24 protein-coding genes and 1 pseudogene are annotated in these 23,427 nt (G+C 66.9%); 9 read left to right on the top strand and 16 right to left on the bottom strand.

The genetic code is table 11. The annotated features are described in order from the left end of the window. Positions 1–98: 98 nt before the first annotated feature. Entirely contained in the window at positions 99–1,403 is a 1,305-nt protein-coding gene (locus U1839_RS07120) for a glycosyltransferase (RefSeq protein ID WP_332802973.1), read from the top strand. A 216-nt stretch (positions 1,404–1,619) separates the two neighbouring features. Here the strand turns inward: U1839_RS07120 and U1839_RS07125 are convergent, their stop codons facing one another. Then, complete coding sequence (locus tag U1839_RS07125; RefSeq protein ID WP_332802974.1) at positions 1,620–4,031, bottom strand: ligase-associated DNA damage response DEXH box helicase; 2,412 nt, start codon at positions 4,029–4,031, stop codon at positions 1,620–1,622. 155 nt (positions 4,032–4,186) lie between these two features. Between U1839_RS07125 and U1839_RS07130 the strand changes: the two genes are divergently transcribed. Further along, positions 4,187–5,185 (top strand): ligase-associated DNA damage response exonuclease, encoded by a 999-nt coding sequence (locus tag U1839_RS07130; RefSeq protein WP_332803140.1) that lies wholly within the window; start codon positions 4,187–4,189, stop codon positions 5,183–5,185. Positions 5,186–5,195: 10 nt separating this feature from the next. On the opposite strand, the gene U1839_RS07135 is transcribed toward U1839_RS07130, so the two are convergent. The 8 genes from U1839_RS07135 to U1839_RS07170 form a co-directional block, all read right to left on the bottom strand. Then, positions 5,196–5,492 (bottom strand): putative quinol monooxygenase, encoded by a 297-nt coding sequence (locus U1839_RS07135; RefSeq protein WP_332802975.1) that lies wholly within the window; start codon positions 5,490–5,492, stop codon positions 5,196–5,198. Positions 5,493–5,562: 70 nt separating this feature from the next. Continuing rightward, complete coding sequence (locus U1839_RS07140) at positions 5,563–6,216, bottom strand: hypothetical protein (protein WP_332802976.1); 654 nt, start codon at positions 6,214–6,216, stop codon at positions 5,563–5,565. Positions 6,217–6,310: 94 nt separating this feature from the next. Continuing rightward, positions 6,311–7,822 carry an RNA polymerase factor sigma-54 gene (gene rpoN, locus U1839_RS07145; protein ID WP_332802977.1) on the bottom strand — a complete coding sequence of 504 codons (1,512 nt, stop codon included), beginning with the start codon at positions 7,820–7,822 and terminating at the stop codon, positions 6,311–6,313. A 181-nt stretch (positions 7,823–8,003) separates the two neighbouring features. Further along, a complete protein-coding gene (gene lptB, locus U1839_RS07150; protein ID WP_332802978.1) occupies positions 8,004–8,780 on the bottom strand; it encodes an LPS export ABC transporter ATP-binding protein in 777 nt (258 codons plus the stop codon). Positions 8,781–9,194: 414 nt separating this feature from the next. Next, complete coding sequence (locus tag U1839_RS07155; protein ID WP_332803141.1) at positions 9,195–9,722, bottom strand: LptA/OstA family protein; 528 nt, start codon at positions 9,720–9,722, stop codon at positions 9,195–9,197. A gap of 9 nt (positions 9,723–9,731) precedes the next feature. After that, entirely contained in the window at positions 9,732–10,370 is a 639-nt protein-coding gene (gene lptC, locus U1839_RS07160) for an LPS export ABC transporter periplasmic protein LptC (RefSeq protein WP_332802979.1), read from the bottom strand. After that, a complete protein-coding gene (locus U1839_RS07165; protein ID WP_332802980.1) occupies positions 10,363–10,983 on the bottom strand; it encodes a ribonuclease D in 621 nt (206 codons plus the stop codon). Before U1839_RS07165 ends, lptC begins: the two co-directional genes overlap by 8 nt. A 52-nt stretch (positions 10,984–11,035) precedes the next feature. Next, positions 11,036–11,797: a TerC family protein gene (locus U1839_RS07170; RefSeq protein WP_332802981.1), complete on the bottom strand. Its 762-nt coding sequence runs from the start codon at positions 11,795–11,797 to the stop codon at positions 11,036–11,038. A 204-nt stretch (positions 11,798–12,001) separates the two neighbouring features. On the opposite strand from U1839_RS07170, the gene U1839_RS07175 reads away from it, so the two are divergent. From U1839_RS07175 to U1839_RS07185, 3 genes are all read left to right on the top strand, one after another. After that, entirely contained in the window at positions 12,002–12,811 is an 810-nt protein-coding gene (locus U1839_RS07175) for a cold-shock protein (protein ID WP_281128003.1), read from the top strand. A 125-nt stretch (positions 12,812–12,936) separates the two neighbouring features. Beyond that, positions 12,937–13,446 (top strand): thioredoxin family protein, encoded by a 510-nt coding sequence (locus tag U1839_RS07180; RefSeq protein ID WP_332802982.1) that lies wholly within the window; start codon positions 12,937–12,939, stop codon positions 13,444–13,446. After that, complete coding sequence (locus tag U1839_RS07185) at positions 13,434–13,964, top strand: GNAT family N-acetyltransferase (RefSeq protein WP_332802983.1); 531 nt, start codon at positions 13,434–13,436, stop codon at positions 13,962–13,964. Before U1839_RS07180 ends, U1839_RS07185 begins: the two co-directional genes overlap by 13 nt. Here U1839_RS07185 and U1839_RS07190 read toward each other — a convergent pair. Further along, the gene (locus U1839_RS07190; RefSeq protein ID WP_332802984.1) at positions 13,961–14,842 is read right to left on the bottom strand and encodes an EamA family transporter; all 882 of its coding nucleotides are present in this window, start codon (positions 14,840–14,842) and stop codon (positions 13,961–13,963) included. The genes U1839_RS07185 and U1839_RS07190 overlap by 4 nt on opposite strands. A gap of 137 nt (positions 14,843–14,979) precedes the next feature. Between U1839_RS07190 and U1839_RS07195 the strand changes: the two are divergent. Further along, positions 14,980–16,014: pseudogene (locus U1839_RS07195) on the top strand (acyltransferase family protein); the annotation flags it as partial. 99 nt (positions 16,015–16,113) lie between these two features. Here U1839_RS07195 and U1839_RS07200 read toward each other — a convergent pair. After that, entirely contained in the window at positions 16,114–17,709 is a 1,596-nt protein-coding gene (locus tag U1839_RS07200; RefSeq protein WP_332802985.1) for a cisplatin damage response ATP-dependent DNA ligase, read from the bottom strand. Positions 17,710–17,788: 79 nt separating this feature from the next. On the opposite strand from U1839_RS07200, the gene U1839_RS07205 reads away from it, so the two are divergent. Then, the gene (locus U1839_RS07205) at positions 17,789–18,610 is read left to right on the top strand and encodes a metallophosphoesterase (protein ID WP_332802986.1); all 822 of its coding nucleotides are present in this window, start codon (positions 17,789–17,791) and stop codon (positions 18,608–18,610) included. Positions 18,611–18,633: 23 nt separating this feature from the next. Here U1839_RS07205 and U1839_RS07210 read toward each other — a convergent pair whose 3' ends face one another. The 3 genes from U1839_RS07210 to U1839_RS07220 all read right to left on the bottom strand — a co-directional run bounded on the left by U1839_RS07210 (position 18,634) and on the right by U1839_RS07220 (position 20,159). Next, on the bottom strand, positions 18,634–19,131 hold the full coding sequence (locus tag U1839_RS07210; RefSeq protein ID WP_332802987.1) for a Dps family protein: 498 nt from the start codon (positions 19,129–19,131) through the stop codon (positions 18,634–18,636). A 130-nt stretch (positions 19,132–19,261) separates the two neighbouring features. Then, positions 19,262–19,816, bottom strand: coding sequence for a TMEM165/GDT1 family protein (locus tag U1839_RS07215; protein WP_332802988.1), 555 nt, complete (start codon positions 19,814–19,816; stop codon positions 19,262–19,264). Positions 19,817–19,838: 22 nt separating this feature from the next. Further along, a complete protein-coding gene (locus U1839_RS07220; RefSeq protein WP_332802989.1) occupies positions 19,839–20,159 on the bottom strand; it encodes a hypothetical protein in 321 nt (106 codons plus the stop codon). A gap of 71 nt (positions 20,160–20,230) precedes the next feature. Here U1839_RS07220 and U1839_RS07225 point away from each other — a divergent pair, with 71 nt between their 5' ends. After that, complete coding sequence (locus U1839_RS07225) at positions 20,231–20,395, top strand: hypothetical protein (RefSeq protein ID WP_332802990.1); 165 nt, start codon at positions 20,231–20,233, stop codon at positions 20,393–20,395. A 162-nt stretch (positions 20,396–20,557) separates the two neighbouring features. Next, positions 20,558–22,888 carry a putative Ig domain-containing protein gene (locus U1839_RS07230; RefSeq protein ID WP_332802991.1) on the top strand — a complete coding sequence of 777 codons (2,331 nt, stop codon included), beginning with the start codon at positions 20,558–20,560 and terminating at the stop codon, positions 22,886–22,888. 50 nt (positions 22,889–22,938) lie between these two features. On the opposite strand, the gene U1839_RS07235 is transcribed toward U1839_RS07230, so the two are convergent. Together U1839_RS07235 and U1839_RS07240 are read right to left on the bottom strand one after the other, a co-directional pair. Beyond that, the gene (locus tag U1839_RS07235) at positions 22,939–23,115 is read right to left on the bottom strand and encodes a hypothetical protein (RefSeq protein ID WP_332802992.1); all 177 of its coding nucleotides are present in this window, start codon (positions 23,113–23,115) and stop codon (positions 22,939–22,941) included. Between the two features lie 78 nt (positions 23,116–23,193). Then, a complete protein-coding gene (locus U1839_RS07240) occupies positions 23,194–23,424 on the bottom strand; it encodes a helix-turn-helix domain-containing protein (protein ID WP_332802993.1) in 231 nt (76 codons plus the stop codon). Positions 23,425–23,427 lie beyond the last annotated feature (3 nt).

Consider the following 23,427-nt stretch of genomic DNA (forward strand, 5'->3'; position numbering starts at 1 on the left):
AGCGCCATGAATTGGTCCCATGGGTGACCGCACCGATGCTTTCTCGGCCCGATGCTGCTAAGGTCGTCGTCTCGCTTTTCCGGAAAGGCCGCCCCGCCTTGAGCACTGTTGTTCTCGCGATTACCGGGACGCTCGGCGACCTTCACCCGTTTCTCGCCCTGGCGCTGCGGCTGCGTGACGATGGCCTCTCCCCCGTGGTGGCGGCGATGGAGGATTATCGCACGGTGGTCGAGGCCGAGGGCATCGCCTTCCACGCCGTACGACCCGGCGCGCGCGAGATGACCGCCGCCGGGCTCGACGAGGCGGCGGTGGCGCGCGCGGTAACCGGCGACCTGCGCGCCGGCTTCGACATCATGCTGCCGCACATCGCCCAGACGGTCGAAGATCTTCGCGCTGTCATGACCGGGGCCGATCTGGTGATCTGCGGCACGCTGGCGGCGGTGGCGCGGATCGTCGCCGAGTCGGCCGGCGTGCCGGTGGTGACCGTCGCGCTGCAGCCGATGAGTTTCCTGTCGGTTGCCGAACCCCCGGCGATGCGCGAGATGCCGTTCCTGCCCGCGCTGCGCAAGACCTGCGGCCCGGCAGTGGTGCGCATGCTCTATGCGCTGGCCAGCGCGCAGGGGCGCCCGAGTCTCCGCCCGGTCACGCGCCTGCGCCGCGAGCTCGGCCTGCCGGCGGTGCGCGACGAGCTGATCGACGGGCCGCGCCGCAGCGAACGGATCTTCGCCATGTACCCACCCGCCTTCGCCGCACTGCCCGTCGATGCGCCCGACCAGGCGCAAAGCGCTGGCTTCGCTTTCTACGACGGCCGCGACGGCACGACCGGCACGCTCGATCCGGCGCTCGCGGCGTTTCTCGATGCCGGGCCCGCGCCCTTGGTGTTCACGCTCGGCAGCTTCGTCACCTATGCGCCGGGCAATTTCTACACCGCCAGCGCACAGGTCGCGCGGCAGCTCGGGCGCCGCGCGATCCTGCTCGTCGGCGATCATGCGCTGGGCGATTGTGCCGGCCTGGCCTGCGCGGACATCGCGGTGGCCGGCTATGCGCCGCACTCGCTGCTCTTCCCGCGCGCTGCGGCGGTGATCCAGCATGGCGGCATGGGCACCACCGCCCAGGCCCTGCGCGCCGGCGTGCCGCAACTGGTCTGCCCGTTCTTCGGCGACCAGTTCGACAATGGCCTGCGGCTGCGCCGGCTCGGCGTGGCGCGCGTCGTCGCATTGCGGCGCTACAGCGTACGCCGCGCCTGCGCCGCGCTGCGCCAGTTGCTCGATTCATCCGATGCCACCGACCGCGCCCGCGCGCTCGCCCCGCAAATAACCCGCGACGACGGCCCCGCGATCATCGCGCACTGGGTCGCCGAACGCCTCGCCCATCGCCCCGACGGACATCGGCTCGTCGCCTGAGCGGATAACCGCCGCGAGAAATTTGTTCACGCGGAGACGCGGAGACGCGGAGATGTCTCACGCGCATCGGCGCCGCCGCGCCGACGAGATGTCTCCCTCGCCGCAGCGATGGAGATGCGCATCGAGGCGCGGCGGCCCCACCGCGCGGATATCTCCGCGCCTCCGCGCCTCCGCGTGAACAACCTCTTTCTTGCCGGCCATCGCGATGGCCGAACATCAGTCGAGCCGCATCGCCTCCGCCGCCAGCGCCTCGGCCTCGATCAGCAGCGCATCGTCGGCCAGTCCCTGCGCGACGCGCTCGCGCCCGATCAACGTCAGCACCGGCACCGCCAGCGGCGAGACGCGGTCGAGCGCCACATGCAGCATGGTGCCCTGCGCGCGGTCGAGCAGGTCGGCGAGGCGGCCGACATCGGTCATCCGCGCGCGCGCATCGGCCCAGGCCGCCTGAAGCAGCAGATGGCCCGGCTCATATTTGCGCAGCACGTCGTAGATCAGGTCGGTCGAGAAGGTGACCTGCTTGCCGGTCTTGCGCTTGCCGGGATGCTGGCGCTCGACCAGCCCGCCGATCACCGCCACCTCGCGAAACGCACGCCGCAGCAGCGACGAACCCTGCACCCAGTCGATGAACTCGTCCTCGAGGATGTCGGGCGAGAACAACGCCGCCGGATCGGTCACCGGCTCGAGCGAGAAACAGGCCAGCGAGTAATCGCTCGCGACATAGCCGACCGGCTTCAGCCCCTGCGTCTCCATCCGCCGCGTGAGCAGCATGCCGAGCGACTGGTGCGCGTTCCACCCTTCGAAACTGTAGGCGACCATGAAATGCCGCCGCTCGTGCGGGAAGGTCTCGATCAGCAGCTGGCCCGGCTGCGGCAGCACCGAGCGGAGCCGCTGCACCTCGAGCCATTCGCGCACATCGTCGGGAAAGCTCGGCCAGGCTGCCGGCGTGGCGAGGAAGCCGCGCACGCGATCAGCGAGGTTGGTCGACAGCGGCATGCGCGCGCCGCCATAGGTCGGGATGCGCGCCGGGCGACTCGTCGCGCGCACCACGACATCCTCGGTATCGACGCGCTCGACCTCGAGGCTCATGCCAGCAAAGAAGAAGGTGTCGCGTGGGCTCAGCGTCGCGGCGAAGCCTTCCTCGACCCGGCCCAGCGAGCGGCCATTTTTGAAGCGCACCGCGAGCATCGTCGCCTCGACTATGATCCCGGCATTGAGGCGGTGTTGCGTGACGAAGCGCGGATGCGACACGCGCCATGATCCGTCGGGATCCTGCGTCAGCCGCCGGAACTTGTCATAGGCCTTGAGCGCGTAACCGCCGTCGCGGATGAAACCGAGCACTTGCTCGAACACCCCGGCATCGAGCGCCGAATAGGGCAGTGCCGAGCGGACCTCGTCGAGCATGTCAGCCTGCTGGAACGGCGCAGCGCAGGCGCAGGCCATGACATGCTGTGCCAGCACATCGAGCGCGCCGGGGCGGAAAATGTCGGGGTCGAGCTCGCCCGCCGTGACGGCATCGAGCGCGGCGCGCGCCTCGAGATATTCAAAGCGATTGCCCGGCACGAGCACCGCCTCGCTCGGCTCGTCGAGCCGGTGGTTGGAACGGCCGATGCGCTGCAACAGCCGCGACGAGCCCTTGGGCGCGCCCATCTGGATCACGCAATCGACATCGCCCCAGTCGACCCCGAGATCGAGGCTGGCGGTCGCGACCAGCCCGCGCAAGCGCCCCGCCGCCATCGCCGCCTCGACCTTGCGCCGCGCCTCGAGGCTGAGCGAGCCGTGATGGATGCCGATCGGCAGCTGCATCGCATTGGCCTTCCACAGATCCTGGAAAATCAGCTCGGCGAGGCTGCGCGTGTTGCAGAAGATGATCGAGGTCTTGTGCGTCTCGATCTCGGCCATCACCTGTTCGGCGGCATAGCGCCCCGAATGCCCCGCCCAGGGCACACGCCCCTCCGGCAGCAAGATGGTGATGTCGGGATCGGCGCCCTTGTCGCCGATCACCAGCGCGACCTGATCGATATCGCCATCGGGCGCGAGCCAGGCGCGATAGCCATCGGGATCGGCGACCGTCGCCGACAGCGCGACGCGGCGCAGCCCCGGCGCCAGCCGTTGCAGCCGCGCCATGCACAGGCTGAGCAGGTCGCCGCGCTTGCCGGTGGCGAAGGCATGGACCTCGTCGATGACGATCGTCCTGAGCCCGGCGAACATCGTCATGCTGTCGGGATAACTCAACAGCAGCGACAGCGATTCGGGCGTGGTGAGCAGGATCTGCGGCGGTCGCACGCGTTGGCGCGCCTTGCGATCCGACGGCGTGTCGCCGGTGCGCGTCTCGACGCGCAAGCTCAGCCCCATCTCCTCGATCGGCGTCAGCAGGTTGCGCTGCACATCGACCGCCAGCGCCTTCAGGGGCGAAACGTAGAGTGTATGCAATCCCTCAGTGGGATTCTCGATCAGCTCGCTCAGCGTCGGCAGGAAACCGGCCAGCGTCTTGCCCGCGCCGGTCGCCGCGACGAGCAGCGCATGCCGCCCGGCGCGCCCTTGCGCCAGCATATCGAGTTGGTGCCGCCGCGGCGCCCAGCCGCGCGACGCGAACCAGTCGGTGAGGGGTTGAGGGAGGTCGTGCGTCATTTAAGCCCCTCCCCTTCAGGGGAGGGGTTGGGGGTGGGGCCCATCCGCGAATTCTCCGATCGCAGTTCTTGCGGCACGGCCCCACCCCAACCCCTCCCCTGAAGGGGGGCTAACAAGAAGTGGGAACTCAATCTCATCTCGCCCATATAGGCATGATGGCGAAGCTCGGCGACTGGATCGATCCGCAACCCCAGGGCATTTATGTCGCACCGGCCGATGCGTGGATCGATCCGTCGAGCCCACAGGCGCGCGCGCTGATCACGCATGGCCATGCCGATCATGCGCGCGGCGGGCACGGCGCGGTCTGGGCGACACCCGAGACGCTGGCGATCATGGCGACGCGCTACGGGCCGCAGCCCGGCCACCCGGTCGGCTATGGCGAAACGATCCGGCTCGGCGCGGTCGATGTCAGCTATTTCCCTGCCGGCCATGTGCTCGGTTCGGCGCAAATCCTGCTCGAATATCGCGGCGAGCGCATCGTCGTGTCGGGCGATTACAAGCGCCGCCCCGACCCGACCTGCACGCCGTTCGAACCCGTCGCGTGCGACGTCTTCGTCACCGAGGCGACCTTCGGCCTGCCGGTGTTCCGTCACCCCGATACCGGCGACGAGATCGACAAGCTGCTCGCCGCCATGCACGCCAACCCCGAGCGCTGCGTGCTGGTCGGCGCCTATGCGCTGGGCAAGGCACAGCGCGTCATCGCCGAGCTGCGTGCACGGGGGCACGCAGCGCCGATCTATCTGCACGGGGCGCTACAGCGGCTATGCGACCTTTATGTCGAACTCGGCGTCGATCTCGGCGAACTGATCCCGGTCGCTGGCGTGGCCAAGGCGACGATCGCCGGCCATATCGTGCTGTGCCCGCCCTCCGCGCTCAACGATCGCTGGTCGCGCCGCCTGCCCGAGCCCATTACCGCCATGGCGTCAGGCTGGATGCGCATCAGGCAACGCGCGCGCCAACGGCTGGTCGAGCTGCCGCTGATCCTCAGCGACCATGCCGATTGGGACGAGTTGACCGATACGCTGACCGAGATCGCGCCACGCGAGGTGTGGGTGACGCATGGCCGCGAGGAAGCGCTGATCCACTGGTGCATGACGCGCCAGATCAAGGCGCGCGCGCTGGCGCTGGTCGGATACGAGGACGAGGACGACTGAGCCGTCGCGATCAGATGGCGATCGTCACCGCCTCGAACAGGGCGATGTCCTCGCTCGACTCGCCATGTTCGCGCACCGCCCGCATGAAGTCGTGCGAGCCGGGCTGCGCGAAATGCGTCTTCAACGCCGCCATGTCGCGCCACTGTTCGTAGAAGAACAGCCGCAGCGGGTTCTCGCAACCGACCTGTACGGAATGGAGCAGGCACCCGTCCTCCAGGCGCGAGCGATGGACATGGGCGAGGCTGGCGTCGCGTAGCGCGTCGAAGCTTTCCGCGCGCGCAGTCACGCTGCCGGTGACGATGATCATTTCTTCCTCCGGGCGCGAAGCCCCTTCAACACGATCCGAACAACCGCGCGAACATTCGATCTGCCCTCGATCACCGGCGGTAAACCCCCGTGAACGAGACATTTGCACCGCCACAATTGCCATTGTCGGCGGCCGCCAGATACGGCCCGATCAATCGTAATGAGACCCGGCAGTCGCTATCTTCGCTCCCCGACGTAGGGCCAAATCGGATCCGATCCCCCGTCAATGTCGCTTCACCCTCGAAATCGCCGGTGTTGATGCCACCGCGCCGAACCCGCTCGGGATCGTGCATGCCCCATACCGCCATGCCACTGGCCTTGAGCCTCCCAGGTCGATGCCCGCGGGTTATGTCGATTGTCGTATAATCGTAATTCCAGCTGCCGATCCACGCCGCGATGGTCTGCTTTGGCACGGCGATGCGCGCGACGGATGCCTTGGGTAACCAGCCGATCGTCGCGGTACCGCCGCCATCGGTATAGGCGGCGTAGACCAAAGCACCGCGCACATCACCAATAAGGAGCTGATTGCCATGGACGAGATAAGCTTCACGACGACACGATGCCGTCAATGCCGGACAGCCCTCCACCTCCGGGCCCTTGTAGAAATAGCTGCGACCCGGCGCGCTGACACGCGCCAGATGCCAGTCATGGGCAGCTTCAGTGTCATGCAGGAAATCAGCGCGCGCCAAGGCAGGCGCCGCGAGCAGGAACATCAGCCACGTCATCAACCGCCCCTGATCTGAAGCCGGCTATTCCGGCGCATGGCAGAACATCGCGCAACAAACGGAACGAAGCAAGTACGTCGGATGGATCTGGTGCCTAAGCCCCCTCCAGCGCCCGCGCCCGGCGGCGCTGCACCGAACTCCCGATGCCGATCGCCTCGCGATATTTGGCCACGGTGCGCCGCGCGAGACCAAAGCCCTTCGCGTTGAGCAAATCGACCAGCGTGTCGTCGCTCAGGATATTGGCGCCCTCATTGGCGATCAGCGCGCGGATCGCGCTCTTGACCGCCTCGGCCGACACCGCGTCGCCGCCTTCGGACGACGACACGCCCGAGGTGAAGAAATATTTCAGCTCGAAGGTGCCGCGCGCGCAGCTGAGATATTTGTTGCTCGTCACGCGGCTGACGGTCGATTCGTGCATCTCGATCACATCGGCGACCTGGCGCAGCGTCATCGGCCTGAGGTGGGCGACGCCCTTCAGGAAAAAGGCTTCCTGCTGCTTCACGATCTCGGTCGCGACCTTGATGATCGTGCGCTGGCGCTGGTCGAGCGCCTTGACCAGCCAGTTGGCGCTGGCGAGGCATTCGCTGAGCCACGCCTTCGACGCCTTGTCCTGCGGCCCCTTCGACAGCTCGGCATAATAGCTGCGATTGACCAGCACGCGCGGCAGCGTCGCGGCGTTGATCTCGATCGCCCAGCCGGTCTTGCGCTGCGCGACGAAGATGTCGGGCACGACGCTCTGCGCCGGCTCGCCGCCATAACGGCAGCCGGGCTTGGGATCATAGCCGCGCAGCTCGCGGATCATGTCGGCCATGTCCTCGTCGTCGACCCCGCAGATGCGCTTCAGCCGCGCGAGATCACCCCGCGCGAGAAGGTCGAGATTGTCGATCAGCCGCGCCATGCACGGATCGTAACGATCGGCCTCCTTCGCCTGCAGCGTCAGGCATTCGGCGAGATCGCGCGCGCCCACCCCCGTCGGATCGAAGGTCTGGATCACCCCGAGCACGCGCTCGACCCGCGCCAGCGGCACGCCGAGCCGGTTGGCGATGTCGAGCAGCGACACGGTGAGATACCCGGTCTCGTCGATCTGATCGATCAGATGCGCGGCGATGAAGGCGTCCGGCCCATCGACCGCGGTGCCCGCCTGGGCCAGCAGATGGTCGGCGAGGCTCAGCGACACATCGGCAAAGCCATCGAGATCGGGGCCGTCCTCGCTCGCGCCGCCGCTACCGCTGGCGCCGTTCAGGCCGAGCGACCCGTCGAGCCCGCCGCCGCTCGAATCCATCGCATCGGCCGCGCTGTCATGATGGAAGGTCTCGGCGTCGAAATCGACGTCGAGCGACGCCTCGCCGGTATCCGCCCCGCTCATGATCAGCTCATCGGCGCTGGCCGGTTCGTCGCGCGGCTCGGGCGCCGGCTCACGTTCGGTCGTCGGGCCGTCATCATCGGATGCGCCGCCTTCGAGCAGCGGATTCTTCTCGATCTCCTCGGCGAGGAAACCCTCCACCTCGAGATTCGACAGCGCGAGCAGGCGGATCGCCTGCTGCAGCTGCGGCGTCATCACCAGCGATTGGGACTGCCGCAGGTCGAGGCGGGGACCGAGCGCCACGGTAGCGCGCTAAATCCGTACGTGCTGAGCCTGTCGAAGCACCGTTCTTTTCTTCCGCCGCAGCGAAGAAGAACGGCCCTTCGACAGTGACCAGGTGAAACATCCCCCGGATGTTTCAGCCAAGTCCTGGGGACTTGGCGACCTGGTCACCAGGGCGAACGGGGAAAGGGGGCGTGGCATGTCAGAGTGAGAAACCCTCGCCGAGGTACAGGCGGCGGACATTGGCGTCGGCGACGAGCTCCTCCGGCGAGCCGGTGAACAGCACGCGGCCGTCATAGATGATATAGGCGCGGTCGACGATCTCGAGCGTCTCGCGGACATTATGGTCGGTGATCAGCACGCCGATATTGCGCTTCTTGAGATCCTTCACCAGGTCACGGATGTCGGCGATCGAAATCGGATCGATCCCGGCAAAGGGCTCGTCGAGCAGCATGATCGAGGGGTTGGCGGCCAGTGCGCGGGCGATTTCGGCGCGGCGCCGCTCGCCGCCCGACAGCGCCATCGCCGGCGCGTCGCGCAGCCGCGTCAGGCCGAATTCGTCGAGCAGCTGGTCGAGCCGCATGCGCCGCGCCGTGGGGTCGGGCTCGGACAGTTCGAGCACCGTGCTGATGTTCTTCTCGACCGACAGGCCGCGGAAGATCGAGGTTTCCTGCGGCAGATAACCGAGGCCGAGGATCGCGCGGCGATACATTGGCAGGGCGGTGATGTCAGCACCGTCGAGCATGATGCGGCCCGAATCGGGCTTCACCAGCCCCATCACCGAATAGAAGCAGGTCGTCTTGCCCGCACCGTTCGGCCCGAGCAGCCCGATCACCTCGCCGCGCCCGACCGACACCGACACGTCGGTGAGGACCGCGCGACGATCATAGGATTTGGCGATCGAGACGACCGACAGGCCCTGCGCCACCGGCGCTTCGGTGATCGGTTCGATCTTGTCGAGGGTGGCGGAGTCGCTCATCGCAGGTCCCGTGGTGACATTTCGACGTTACCGATCCCTTACCAGGCGCGTGCTTGGCAAGCTTCGTGCATGCCATTTGCACCCGACGCGGCGCGAAGGGAAGCACGTCGTGACGAAAGGTGCAAGAAAGAGCGGTTTAGAGCGTGCTGCGAATAGGTGGAATCCGGCTATTCGCTATCAAGCACGCGACCACAAAGAAGCTAGAGCGATCTGCGTTTCCATCGAAATGCAGCTCGCTCTAGTGAATTGATTTTGACATTCGTCCCCCTCTAACCGGATAGGTCGTGAGCGAATGTCAAAATCTTGAAATCCACTAGAATCATAACGTTGCTAGTGGTCCGGAAGATTCTGACATTTGCCCGCGACCTCGCCGAAAGCGGTAGCAAATGTCAAAATCGGACCACTAGCGCGCTGCTACGGGTTGCGCTTGGGTACCGAGAAGGTGCCCGTCACACGGCCGCCGCCCTTGGTGACGCCGCCCTCGCCGGTCCGGCCGCCGACCGAAGATCCGTCAATCACGGCACGGCCGGTATCCAGATTGATCGTCAGGCGCGAACCGTTGACGGTATTGCCCGCCTGGATCAGCGTCACCCCGCCGAGCATGGTGACGATCCGCTTGTTGAGATCATAGACCGCGAATTGCCCGCGCGCGCTCTGGTCCGGGCGCGTCACCACGACACCGCCCGAGGCATCGAGCCGCGACACCTGCGGCGAGCCGTCGATCACCTGGCCGGTATAGGCCACCGTCACGCGCGCCGCGTTGAGCGTCATCTCGGCCTGCTTGACCGAGACATTGCCCGACAGGATCGCGCGATTGGCCTTGTCCTGCAGTTCGATATGGTCGGCGCCGAAGTTGATCGGCGCAGACGAATCATGTCGCGACTGGGCGGTGGCGGCAGCGCCGGCAAGCGCCGCCAGAGCGAGGAAAAGCGGGAAACGCATCATGGGCGCCTATCTCGTCTTTCGCGGCACGATCCGCAAGCGCGCGTTGCCGTCGAGCGAAACGACATGGTTGTCGAGATCGGCGGTCAACCGGTTGGCGCTGAACTGTCCCTGCGGGACCGTGCCCGTCACCGCCCCTGCGCTGCGCAGGTGGCGCGTCTTCAGGTCGAGCGTCGCGTCGTTGGTGTCGAGCGTATAACCGCCGCTGGCAACGACCTTGACCGGGCCGTTGATCTCGACCTGCTCGCGCTGCATGTCATAGGCGCCGTGCGGTGCCGTGACATTGGCGGGGCCGTCCTGAAGCTGGATCTGCGCGGCCAGCGCCTCGACGCGCACGATCGGCTCGGTCGAGCTCTTTTGCACCGCCGAGCCGGCGGTCATGATGAAGGGCTGGCCCTTGCCGTCCTCGCCGCGATAGGTCGCGGCCTGGGTGCGCATCCGCTCCTTGGCGACCTCGACCTTCTTCTTGTCGAGCACGAACGACACGTCGCCGCCGCTGAACAGCGGCATGAACACCACGAACGCGCCGAGCATGCCGATCAGCATCGGCAGCAGGATGCGCAAGCCACCGATCAGCCGGTCGTGGCTGCTGCCGGGCGCCGCCCAGATCTGCCGCGCCGTCGGAGTCAGGACCATCGCATCAGACATGCGCGAAGATATCGACCTCCGGCCAACCGGCTAGGTCGAGTCGCGCACGGTGCGGCAGGAAGTCGAAGCAACCCTGCGCCAGCGCGGTGCGGCCCTCACGGGCGAGGCGCTTGTCGAGCTCGGTGCGCATTGCGTGGAGAAAGCGCACATCCGACGCGGCATAATCCTTCTGCGCGTCGCTCAGCACCGGGCCGCCCCAGTCGGACGATTGCTGCGCCTTGGAGATGTCCTGACCGAGCAGCTCGCGCACCAGCTCCTTGAGGCCGTGGCGATCGGTATAGGTGCGCACCAGCCGCGAGGCGATCTTGGTGCAATAGACCGGCCCGGCCTCGACCCCGAGATAATGCTCGATCGCGGCAAGGTCGAAGCGCGCGAAATGATAGAGTTTCACGCGGCTGCGATCGGCGAGCAGCGCCTTGAGATTGGGCGCGGCATAGTCGCTGCCGGGCGAAAAGCGCACGAGGTGCTCGTCGGCGCCGCCATCGGACAATTGCACGACGCACAGCCGGTCGCGCGGGGTGAGCAGGCCCATCGTTTCGGTGTCGACGGCAATATCGACGCCGTCCGCAAAAAGGCCGGCGGGAATGTCTTCTTCGTGCAGGAATACGGTCATCGCGCGGGACTAGGGTCCAAATGCGATGACCGCAATGGCCGTGATGGCCGCCCTAACGCCTCGCCTTGCGCCGCGCCATCAGGTTGAGCGCCTCGACCGCGCCGGCAAAGGCCATCGCGCTGTAGACATAACCCTTGGGCATATGGACGCCGAAACCGTCTGCGATCAGCACGAAGCCGATCATCAGCAGGAAGCCGAGCGCCAGCATCACCACGCTCGGGTTGCGGGCGATGAACTCGGCGAGCGGCGTCGCCGCGAACAGCATCACCGCGACCGCGGTGATCACCGCGATGATCATCACCGGCAGGTCGTCGGTCATGCCGATCGCGGTGAGAATCGAATCGATCGAAAACACCATGTCGAGCGCGAGGATCTGGATGATCGCCGAGCCGAAACTGAGCAGCGCGCCGCCTTGCGCCGTCACATCCTTCTCGACCGGGTCGAGACTGTGATGGATTTCGGTCGTCGCCTTGTAGAGCAGGAACAGCCCGCCGGCGATCAGGATCAGGTCGCGAATCGACAGCGCGGTCTCAAAGGTGGCGTGGCCGTCGGCGCCGACATGCGTCAGGCCGAGATCGATGACCGGCGCGGTCATCCCGGCGATCCACGCGATTGTCGAAAGCAGCGCGAGCCGCAACACCAGCGCAAGGCCGATGCCGAGTCGCCGCACCCGCACGCGTTGCTCGACCGGCAGCTTGTTGGACAGAATCGAGATGAAGATCAGGTTGTCGATTCCGAGCACGATCTCCATCACGATCAGCGTGGCAAGGGCCGCCCAGGCGGCAGGATCGGTGACGAGCGTGAGGAGCGACATGGCATCGCCTGTGGCCCGGCTGCATCGGTTCCGCAAGTATCGCGGTGGCCTTTGCCGCATTTTGGACGAATTCGTTCGCGGCGCTGGTCATTTTAGTCTAGAACGAGTCGGCGGCGTGATTGGTTCAGCGCCCGAAGACCTGCGCTTCTCGTTCGGCGTGGCTCTTGTTTTACCGACGGAACGAGGCGGGAAGACGAACAGGGCATGAGTTTCGATAAAGGTGGCCGCGGCAATCGTGGCGGACGTGGCCGCGACAAGCGCGACGGTTTCGGCGGCGACGACTTCGGTGGCGGCAGCAGCTTCGGCGGCGGCGATCGTTTCGGCGGCGGTGGTGATCGCTTCGGCGGTGGCGGCGATCGCTTCGGCGGTGGTGGCGGCTTCGGCGGCGGCGGCGGTGGCGGTGGCTATCGCGGCGGCGGTGGTGGCGGCGGCTTCGGTGGTGGCGGCGGCGGCGGCGGTGGTCGCGGCATGCCCCCCCAGGTGGTCGGCGAAGGCACGGGCGTCGTCAAATTCTTCAATGGCCAGAAGGGCTTCGGCTTCGTCGTTCGCGATGATGGCGGCGAGGATGTGTTCGTTCACATCAGCGCGGTCGAACAGGCCGGCTTGACCGGTCTGGCCGAGGGTCAGCCGCTCGGCTTCACGCTCGTCGATCGTGGCGGCCGCATCTCGGCGACCGATCTCAAGATCGACGGCGAGCCGATGGCTGTGGAAGAGCGCGGGCCGCGGCCCGAGCGCGCCGCTGGCGGCCCGGGTGGCGATCGTGGTGGTGCCGGCGGTGCGCCGCAGCGCCAGCTGACCGGCGAGAAGGCGACCGGCACGGTCAAGTTCTTCAACGCGATGAAGGGCTTCGGCTTCATTCAGCGCGACGACGGGCAGCCCGATGCGTTCGTGCACATCTCGGCGGTCGAGCGCGCCGGCATGCCGACCCTCAATGAGGGCGACAAGCTGGAGTTCGAGCTCGAGGTTGATCGTCGCGGCAAATACGCAGCGGTGAACCTTTCGCCGATGAGCTGATCCGGTCGCAAGACCGCGAAAGAATAGACCCGGCGCGCTTTAGGCGCGCCGGGTCTATTCTTTGTAACCAGCCTGTTGGACGCAGCGTAAGGACGGTGACCCATATTGTTGCCGAGAGAATCATCATGCGCGCCCTGCTGACCGCCGCCGTTATCGCCACCTTCGCCGCCCCGGTCGCGGCCGCAACGGCACCGCGCCTGCCGATCACCAGCTTCGAGCAGCTCGCGCGCCCCCTGCCGCTTCCCTATGACGAGGCGGCAAACGCCAAGGCCGATGTCGCCGCAGCGCGCGCCCGCGCGAAAAAGGCGCACAAGCTTCTGCTCATCGACCTTGGCGGCAACTGGTGCCTCGACTGCCGGATACTCTCCGGCACGATCGACGTGCCCGTACTCAAGGCGTTCGTCGCGCGTCACTATGAGCTCGTCTCGGTCAATATCGGTCGGTTCGACGCCAACATGGACATTCCCGCCGCCTATGGGGCAAGCGACGGCCTCAAGGGCGGCGTCCCCGCCTTGCTGGTGGTCGATCCGCGCAGCGGCAAGCTGCTCGACGGCGGGCATATCTCGGCGCTGGAGGATGCCCGCAATATGAGCCCGCAGGGCCTTGCCGACTGGCTGGCGCAATGGATCCGCTGACGATCGTCGGCGCGACCGGGGACGATCTCGCGCCGCTCCACCAGCTGGTCGAACGCGCCTATCGCGGCGATTCGGCGCGACGCGGCTGGACGCACGAGGCGGATCTGCTTGATGGCCAGCGCACCGATACCGCGACGCTGGCGGCGATGCTCGACGATCCCGGCCAGCACATTCTCGTCGCGCGCGACGGTGCGGCGATCAGCGGCTGCGTTGCGGTGACGGATCAAGGCAACGGCACCTGCTATCTCGGGCTGCTCGCGGTCGACCCGGCGCGCCAGGCCGGCGGGCTCGGCCGGCGACTGATCGCGGCGGCCGAGCAAACGGCGCGGCGGGATTTCGGCGCGCGGCGAATCGAGATGACCGTGATCGTCCAGCGCCCGGCGCTGATCGCCTGGTATGAGCGACGCGGCTACCATCTGACGGGCGAGCAACGGCCGTTCCCGCATGGCGATACGCGCTTCGGCGTGCCGCGCAGCGACGCACTGGCTTTCGTCGTGCTGGCGCGCGACCTCGCCTAGGCGACGAGGATCAGCGTCGCGCCGGCAAGGATCGCGAAGATGGCGACGATTCGCCCGGCCGTCGCCTTCTCCCCCATCACCAGCATCGAGATGCCCAGCGCGGTGACCATCCCGGTCTCGCGGAGCGCGGCGAGCGGCGCGGTCGGGCCGCGCGACAGCGCGGTCAGCGCGAAACCATAGGTGACGATCGACAGCAGCCCGGCGATCACGCCCGGCCGCCATTGCACGCGCACCGCCGCGATCATCGTCCCGCGACCGATCGCCAGGAAGATCGCCGGCACGATCGCGCCCATGACGACGAACAGCCAGACGATATAGCTTGCCGCCGTCGGTGCGGCGCGGACCCCGGCAGCATCGACCACGGTATAGGCGGCGATCGTCACCCCGGTCAGCACCGACCAGCCGAGCGCCGCGCGCCCGAGATGGCGGCCGAGGACGAGCAGGAACATTGCCCCGCCGATCAGCGCGATGCCGGCGACCTGCCAGGCACTGGCCGGCTGGCGCAACAGCCCGAGCGTGACGAGGGCGGTGACCAGCGGCGCGGTACCGCGCAACACTGGATAGGCAGCCGAGAAATCAGCCACCTGATAGGCGCGGATCAGGGCGTAGAGGTACAGCGCGTGGATCGCCGCGCTCGCCGCCAGCCAGCCCCAGGCACCACCCGGCAGCGCGACGAACAGCGTCGCGGGCAACAGGATGATCGCGCTCGACCCGTCGGTGACGGCGCGCGCCGCCATCTTGTCCTTGCCGCCTTTGACGATCGCATTGACCACGGCGTGGATCGAGCCGGAGAGGATCATCATCAGCGCGGGCAAGGTGGCGGTCACGCGCCCGCCATAACCGATCATGGCGGAAAACAACCCCCGTACCTCTGACAAAAATCTCCAACATTACAGTGCGCGAAAACGCCTCGATCTGCTCGCGGCGGATACACCAGCTTCAACCGATCTTAAGGCGATTATGTCATTCGGGGATCGCGGCTCGCCTGCCGCGACGCGCAGCGGAGGGCGGTGGCGTGACTGCTGAAGTCGGGACGAAAGCCACCGCAGCGGTCCCGCGCTTCGTCGCCATCGACGGGCTGCGCGCCTGGATGGCGTGGGTCGTGGTCGCCGCGCATATCGTGCAGGTCTCGGCGATGCAGGATCAGGGGCCAATCTGGCATGGCGTCCAGGAGGCGGGATCATGGGCGGTCGAGACCTTCATGATCATCAGCGGCTTCGTCATCACCCATCTGCTGCTCGAGCGCGGCGAGCCGTACCGCGCCTATATCGTCCGCCGCTTCATGCGGCTCTTCCCGGTCTTCGCGGCATGCAGCGTGATCGGCGGCGGCGCCTATGTGCTTGCCGCCCATATCGGCAACCATGACTGGTCGCGAGCGTTGCTCGGCTCGGTCTATGATTCGCAGGTGAGCCACCTGCCGCTCCACCTGCTCGCGCATCTCACGATGCTCCACGCGATGCTTCCCGAAGCCTGGCTGCCGCATGCGCAATATGTCTTCGTGCCGCCGGGCTGGAGCCTGTCGCTCGAATGGCAATTCTATCTCATCGCCCCGTTGCTCATCGCGGGATGCCGGACGCGCGGCCGTGCCCTGGCGATGGCGCTGGCGGTCGGGGTGATGGTGTGCCTGTACCATCAATGGGGCGATCCGCGCTGGAAGCAGCCGCTGCTGATCCTGACCGGCGCCCCTTTCTTCCTGATCGGCATCGGCACCCGGCTTGCCGCCCCCGGACTGCTGGCGCGGTGCCGTCACCCGGCGGCGATCGCCGCGATCGCCCTGGCCGCGTCGGCGCGGCTCGACCTGTTTGCGGTCGGGCTGTGGGTCGCGGTGATGGCGCTGCTCCTGTCGCCGACGCACCTCGCCGGCCGGCTCGACCGCGGCTATGCCAGGGCTGCGCGCCTGTTGCTCGAACACCCTGCGATCCTGTTTCTGGCGGATCGCTCCTACGCGACCTATTTGCTCCACTGGTCGGTGCTGATCGTGCTTGGCGCGCTGCTGACCGCACGGGGCGTGTCGGGGGCCACGCTGACAGTCGCGCTGTGCCTCGCCATCCCGGTGCTGTTGCTGCTGCAGGACATGCTCCACCGCGCGATCGAGCTGCCGGGGCAGGCGCTGGGCAAGCGCTGGGCGGGACGGCTGGCTGGCGCGCGATCAGGTGATCATCCGCCGCAGCGTGTCGATCAGGTCGGCCTCGGCGGCCGGCTTGTCGGTGCGGATGCGGGCGATGCGCGGGAAGCGCATGGCGACGCCGGACTTGTGGCGCTTCGACACATGAATTGAATCGAACGCTATTTCGAGCACGAGCGTCTTTTCGACCTCACGCACCGGGCCGAAGCGGTTGAGCGTGTGGCGGCGGACGAAACCGTCGAGCATCTTGAGCTCTTCGTCGGTGATCCCCGAATAGGCCTTGCCGACGGGCAACAATTCGCCCTCCGCCGTCCAGCAGCCAAAGGTATAGTCGGAATAGAAGGACGAGCGCCGGCCATTGCCGCGTTGCGCGTACATCATCACGCAATCGGCGGTCAGCGGATCGCGCTTCCATTTGTACCACAAGCCAGTGCGCCGCCCGGCGACATAGAGCGAATCGCGCCGCTTGAGCATCACGCCCTCGATCGCCGCGTCGCGCGCACCGGCGCGGATCGCCTCCAGCGCGGTGAAGTCCTCCGCCTCGATCAGCGCGCTGATGTCGAAGCGGTTGCTGTCGAGCTGCGGCACGAAGGCCTCGAGCCGCGCGCGCCGATCGGTCCAGGGCAACTCGCGCAGATCCTCGTCGCGGTCGAAGAGGATATCATAGAGCCGCACGAAGGCGGGATAATCGGCCAGCATCCTGCCCGACACGACCTTGCGCCCGAGCCGCTGCTGCAAGGCGTTGAAACTCGCCGCGCCGCCGCCATCGTCGAGCACGCCGCCCTGGACATCGCCTTTCACCATCAACTCGCCGTCGAGCACCCCGGGGGTGACGAAGTCGCGCGCCACTTCGGGGAAGCTGGCGGTGATGTCGTCGCCGGCGCGGCTGTAGAGCCGGGTTTCGCCGGCAACATGGACGAGCTGGACGCGGATGCCGTCCCATTTCCACTCGGCGGCATAGTCGGCGAGGTCGACGCGGCCGTCCTCGAGCGGATGGGCGAGCATGAAGGAGCGAAACACTGGTACGCCGGCCGAGGTCGGTTGCGCGCCCCGCCCCTCGGCCCAGGCGAACAGACTGGCATAGGGCGGCTTGATGCCGTGCCACACCTCCTCGACCGCCGCGACGTCGATCGCAAAGGCCTGTGCCAGCGCGGTCTTGGCGAGGCGCGCGGAAACGCCGATGCGCAGCCCGCCCGTCGCCATCTTGAGCAGCGCAAAGCGCTCGTCGGCGTCGAGCCGGTCGAGCATCGCCGCCATGACGCCGGCAGCGTCGGCGCGCGACAGCCCCGCCAGGCGATTGACCACCGCCGACAGGCTGAGCGGTGCCCCCGCCGCCGCGTCGGGCGCGGGGGTCGGCCAGAGCAGCGCGATCGTCTCGGCGGTGTCGCCGACATAGTCGCGGCTCATGCGGAACAGCACCGGATCGACGCGTTCCTCGATCAACCCGCGGAGCAGCGCCGGCTTGACCGCCGGCAGATCGAGGTCGCCGGTCAGCGCGGCGATCGCCCAGCCACGATCGGGATCGGCCGTGGCGCGGAGATAGTCGCCGATCAGCTTGAGCTTCGCCTTGCGCGAACGCGTGTAGATCAAGGCGTCGAGGAGATCGGCAAAGGCGCGCATCGCCAAACAACATGGCGGCTCGCAGGGAGTTCCGCCAGCACCCCTTGGCCGGCGCGCGCGGGCGTGCTTAGGGGCGTCGATGCGCCTTGGATATCGTCTGTTGCTGATTCTCGCGTTGATCGGTGTCGGCATGTTCGCCTGGATGCACCATGAGGCACGCGCCGACCCGATCGTACGCCGCGCCGCGATCCATCTGCGCGATTGGCCGGCCGGCCAGAAGCCGATCAGCGTGCTGTTGCTGAGCGACATCCATATGGGCGGCACGGCGATGGACCCGGCGCGGCTGACGCGCATCGTCGCCCAGGCCAATGCGCTCAAACCCGACCTGGTACTGATGGCGGGCGACTTCGTGCTGGGGAACGACCCGGTTGCCGGCGAACGCTATGCCGCCGACCTGATCACGCCGCTGAGCGGACTGCGCGCGTCGCTCGGCGTGGTCGCGGTGCCGGGCAATCACGATTATTGGGCCGGGCTGACCAGCGTGCCGCGCGCGCTGTGGCGCGCCAATGTCACGATGCTGGTCAACAGCGCGACGGTACGCGGCCCGCTGGCGATCGGCGGGGTGGCCGACGTCTATTCGCACCATGGCGACGTGCCGGCGACGATCGCGACGCTCGATCGCCTGTCAGGCGCCAAGATCGTCGTGACGCATGCCCCCGATGTGACGACGAAGGTGCCGGAGGAAATCAACCTCGTCCTCGCCGCACACACGCATTGCGGGCAGATCGTGCTGCCCTGGTACGGCGCGGCGTCGTCACCAGCGCGACAGCGTTATCGCTGCGGCATGGTCCGCGACGGCAATCGCCTGACGGTGGTGACGGCGGGGCTGGGCACCAGCATCATGCCGCTGCGCCTCGGCGCCCCGCCCGACATGTGGCTGCTGACGCTGGGGCCGCGTTAGAAGAAACGCGGCCCCGCCCCTGTTCAGCCGGTACGGCCGGCCTCGAACAGGAACCAGGCACGGCGTTCGGCCTGATCGGTCCAGGTATCGATGATGCCCGAGCTGGCATTGTCCTTGGCGGCGTCGGCGAGATCCTTGGCCACGCGCAGGCTCTCGACCAGCCGCAGATTGTCGTCGCGCAACTCGTTCAGCATGTCGCCGGGCGCGACGAACGCTTCGTCATTGTCCTTGACGGTCTGGTGGCGAGCAATGTCGCCGATCGAACGCAGGGTGGTGTTGCCGGTCTTGCGGACGCGCTCGGCAATGTCGTCGGTCGCGGCGAAGATTTCGGCGGCCTGCTCGTCGAGCAGGAGATGATAGTCGCGGAAATGCGGGCCCGAGACGTGCCAGTGGAAATTCTTGGTCTTGAGATAGAGCGCGAAGCTGTCGGCGAGGATGCCGTTGAGCGCGTCGGCGACCGACGTCACGGCGTTGGACTTTAGGTCGGTCGGCGTCTTGAGCGGCGCGGCGGTGGTGGTCATGGGTCATTCCCTGGGTAGCGGATGGGGTTCGTTGCGCTAACGACCCAATCGCGCAAACGCTCCCGCCAGGCGACGCGAAATTGCCGATCTCAGTGACAGGACGGCTCGATCTTTAAGCGCTTGCCGGCGTTCAGATCAGGCGCAGGGCACCCAGTGCGAGGATCGTGCCGATCGTCGACAGTGCGATGCCGGAGACGATGCGCAGGGCGGTGATCGGCAGTAAACGGCGCGCGGCCTCACCGGACAGCGCGGCAAGCACGACCACCGCGACACTGCCCAGCGTTGCGCCGATCGCCGCCAGCGCCGGCAGCGGACCGCGCTCCGCCAGCGCCATGACGATGAACTGGGTGCGCCCGCCAAAGGCGAGGATGAAGACCCCGAAAAAGCTGGTCGCGGCAGCGCCGACGCGCCAGCCATCGAGGCGGTTGGGCGGCTTGATCGGGAAGAAGGTCGAGACGCCGGCGTTGAGCAACGCGACGGCGAGGAACAGCTGGCGCGCCTCGGGTGTCAGCCGTTCACCGATGAGCGCACCGCCGAGCGCGACGATCGCAAAGCCCGTCGCGAGCGCGCACAGCGAGGCGACGATGACCACGCCGCGCCGTGCGAAGCGATCGGCGAAGATGGCGATGAGCCAGGGCGTGCGATCGGTCGCCTCGACGACCAGGGCCGCGACGAGCGCGGCCATCAGGGCGTCCATGACCGAAGCGTCAGGCCGTCAGGCGGACCGAGCACGCCGCAGCGAAGGTTTCGCAGGCAGCCGCGTCGTGCCGCTCGCAACCGACCGCATCGCGCAACAGTGCCAGCCAGCCATCGATCAGCGGACCGCGTTCGCCGCGGCCAAGCGCCGCCTCGAGCGCGCGGGCGACCGCGACGGCCGGATAGAGACCATTGTCGCAGGCGATGCGGCGGATCGCGTCGATCTCGATGGCCATGCCGTCGCGCGTCTTGTGGCCGCTGCGCGCACCGATCGCAAAGACCCGCTGGGCCAGTTCGGCCTGCACCGCCGCTATAGGTTGCCTTTGCATCATGCCCAGCTCCCGCCTTTGTCAGGATGCTGGGCGCGACAAGGTAAAGACCGCGTTAATGCGGCGCCCCGGATATGCCGCAACGCTCGATCGTGGCGCGGGTCGATTACCCGCTCGCAAACACGCTTGTCACCGTGTCCTACCTGCGCGCCCGGCCGGGCTTCGAAGCTGCCTTTTTACTGATCCAAGTTAATATGTACCTGAAAAAAAAGGATTGCGTGATGAATCTTCTTCGGTAGTCATCGTATCGTTGAGCGGCCATGTGGCGGGGGGCGCTCAGGGACAGAGCGCGATTTTGCCTGCACTATCCATCATGGGCTTACCCGTCGGTGGCGCGTTTCCGGCGAGCGTGTTTCGCACTGTTCTCATTCGTTCGCGCCGAAGAAATGGTGGGGGCCATAGTGACAGCGATCGAAATCAAGGCCTCGTCGTGGCTGAGACCGGCGGGTATGTTCGCGCAACGCAAAGCCGTTCGCCTGTTGATCATGGTCATCGCGGCGCTAGTCGTACTGCTGGGAAGCGCGGGCACGGCCAGCGCTGAAACCTGCAACACCGGCGTCACCGACACATCGAACGGGATCGCGATCACGTTCACTGCGGTCGGCGAGACCATCCACTATTGTCCGGAAGCGGCGTTGCCGCGCAATGGTCTGTACACCGAGCTGAACGTCGACTCGGCGTGGAACGTGCCCCTCGTCAGCGACGGCGACGATATCCGAACGCACCCCAACGAACCCGTGTATGAGGACTATGTCTACGTCACGCCGAACGCGACCTATCTGCTTCACCCCTCGCAGCAGCAGGAATCTTACGGCTTACTCGGACAACTCGACATCACACTGGTTTCGGTCGCCCATAAGGTGGATGATTCGATGACGCTCTATGGAGCATCGGGTCTCGCCTATTCGGGCTTCCTTGCACCCGGAACGACGGCGCAGCCGATCGCCCGGTCCGGATGTCTTACCAAGGTACTGGCCCCGGGGATGTCGGCTCCCGATTACAGTTGCCTGACCGACACTGCATTCGTGATTTCAGTCGCATTGATGCCAACCCCGACGGTGACGTCGCTCTCGCCGAACGGCGGATCGACCCTCGGCGGCACCAGCGTGACGATCGTGGGCACCCATTTCAGTCCATCGGGCAATGTCGTCACTTTTGGCGGCACGGCGGGCACCGTCACCGCGGAATCGACCACCGCGATTACCGTCACCGCGCCGGCCCATGCCACCGGATCGTTCGATATCGTCGTAACCACAGCGGACGGCAAAAGCGCGACGGTTACCCACGCCTATCTCTATGTCGCGGTCACGCTCGCCCCGACAGGCCTGCCAGGCGGCAAGGTCGGCAATGCCTATAGCAAACCGTTCAGCGCCAGTGGCGGCACGGGACCCTATGGCTATGCCCTCACCGGCGGTTCCCTGCCGGCCGGGATGACCCTGTCGACGGGCGGCACCCTCTCGGGCACGCCGACCGCCGGCGGAAACTTCACCTTCCAAGTCACCGCGACCGATGCGAGTGCGGTGGGCAGTGGCGGGCCGTTTACCGCAACGCGCGGCTATACGCTGAACATCGCCGCAGCGACCATCAGCGTTGCCCCGGCGAGCCTGCCGGACGGCACGTCGGGAAGCGCCTATAGCCAGACGATCACAGCGTCGGGCGGCACCGCGCCGTACAGCTATGCGGTGACCGTGGGCACGCTGCCCGCCGGCCTGACGCTGTCGAACGGCGGCCTGCTGTCGGGAACGCCGGGCGCACGCGGCAGCTATGACTTCACCGTCACCGCGACCGACAGCTCTACCGGGACCGGTCCGTTCAGCGCCAACAAGGCCTATCGCGTGACGATCGCCGGGTCGAACCCGCGGAGCTGGGTCTCAGGCACGGGCGACGACGCCAATCCGTGCACCCGGGCGCTGCCATGCCGGAGCTTTGCCGGTGCGTTCGCAGTGACGATGGCGGGCGGCGAGATCAACTGCCGCGACGCCGGCGAGTTCGGCGCGGTGACAATTACCCGCGCGGTGGCGATCGTCTGCGACACCGTCCATGCCGGCGTCCTCGTCGCGGCAGGCGACGGGATCACGATCAATGCCGAGGCGAGCGACAGCGTCACGCTCAGCGGCCTCGATATCCACGGCGCGGGTGCGCCGGGCAACGGCATCCGGCTGCTCTCGGCGGGTGCACTTCACATCGTCAACACGCGCCTGCACGGCTTTGTCACCGCCAATCACGCGATTGCGATCGTGCCGACCGGCGGGGTCAGCAGCGTGATGCTCGACCGGGTAAGCGTGTCGGAAAGCGGGCGCAGCGGTTCCGGCGGCGGCATGCTGGTCAGCCCCGAATCGAACGCGTCGGTGCTGCTGACGGTCGAGCGATCACGCTTCCAGGACAACGCCTTTGTCGGCCTGCACATGACCCTCGTCGGCAAGAGCGCCGCGTCGATCCGCGCCACCATAGACCGCAGCATGTTCACCAACGACGGTACCGGGCTCGTCGCCAAGGCACCGGCCGGCACCGGCATTGTCCAGTTGACGCTGCTTGGCTCGACGGTCGCCCGCAACACCACCGGCGTCGTCGTAAACTCGCCGCAACCGGCGCTGTTCACCGACAACACCATCACCGCCAACGACATCGGTCTGATGCTGCTCAACGGTGGCAGCGCGATGAGTCTCGGCGACAACCGGCTCTCCGGAAACGTCACCGATGGCGCCTTCACCAGCACCGTGGCGCGCCGCTAAGCCGGGTAGCGCAACCGCAGGAACCTCCTGCGAAAGGGACGGGTCCGGGTTCAATGGCGAGCGTCGCGCGAGAGGGTGGCAGTCCGATGGACGACATTGGCGGGGCGAATCGCTTCGATTTCCAGCGCGATATTGCCGGCGGCGTCGCGCTGGGTGCGGGCACCGATCGTGCAGACCCGCGCGGACAATTCGGCCAGTACCCGCACCGCCGATTGCGAGTGCGTCATACCCCAGCCCCCGCCTGTCGACCGATGCGGGGTGCCCGCTCGGTTGTCGGGTGACGACGGGCGGGACCGCACAGGCGATCAAACTTCACGCGACGACGCGGCAGGTTCCGGTTCGAAATCGAGCAAATCCCCCGGGCGGCAGTCGAGCTCGTGGCAAAGCTTTTCCAGCGTATCGAAGCGCACGCCCTTGACCTTGCCCGAGCGGAGCAGCGACAGGTTGGTTTCGCTCATGTCGATACGCTGCGCGAGCTCCTTGGCCCGCATCTTGCGGCGCGCTAGCATCACGTCGAGGGTGACGATGATCGGCATGGC

The organism is Parasphingomonas halimpatiens, from assembly GCF_036663795.1.
Taxonomy (GTDB): Bacteria; Pseudomonadota; Alphaproteobacteria; order Sphingomonadales; family Sphingomonadaceae; genus Sphingomonas.